At 72.4% G+C, this 504-nt stretch carries 1 protein-coding gene; it reads right to left on the reverse strand.

Translation table 11 applies throughout. The annotated features are described in order from the left end of the window. Positions 1-338 (reverse strand): ABC transporter substrate-binding protein (locus tag JMF97_RS32160; protein WP_307817153.1); only part of this gene is annotated, 338 nt, incomplete at its 3' end. Positions 339-504: the final 166 nt, after the last annotated feature.

Raw genomic sequence — 504 nt, forward strand, 5'->3', positions numbered from 1 at the left:
AGGGTGGTGCCGTCGTGGAACCGTACTCCCGATCGCAGGTGGAAGGTGTAGGCCCGCCCGTCCGGCGCCGTCTCCCACCGCTCGGCCAGCCAGGGGTGGAAGCTCCCGTCCGGGGCCTGCCGCACGAGCGAGTCGAAGATGTTGCGGTTGATGACGCCGGTGACGTCCCGTGCGCTGACCGCGGGGTCGAGGCAGTCCGGTTCCACGGCGGTGGCGAAGGTCAGGGCGCCGCCCGTGGTGGGCTGGGCGTCGCCGGTCTGGGCCGCGGAGGTGCCGCAGGCCGCGGTGGCGGCGACCAGGAGCAGCAGAATGGCTGTCGAGCGGGTTGTCGTGCGCACGTCGGGAATCTCCTCAGGGCTGTCCGGTGGTGCGCCGCCACTGTGGGTGCCGCGCCTAAAGCTGGCCTAAACCCGCAGGTCGCGCGCCTACACGGCGATGCTGGCCCGGACGGCGTCGGCCAGCAGGGCGTAAGAGCGCACGCGGTCCTCCAGCTCGGGCAGGATG

The sequence above is a fragment of the Micromonospora fiedleri genome (assembly GCF_016774385.1).
GTDB lineage: Bacteria > Actinomycetota > Actinomycetes > Mycobacteriales > Micromonosporaceae > Micromonospora > Micromonospora gifhornensis.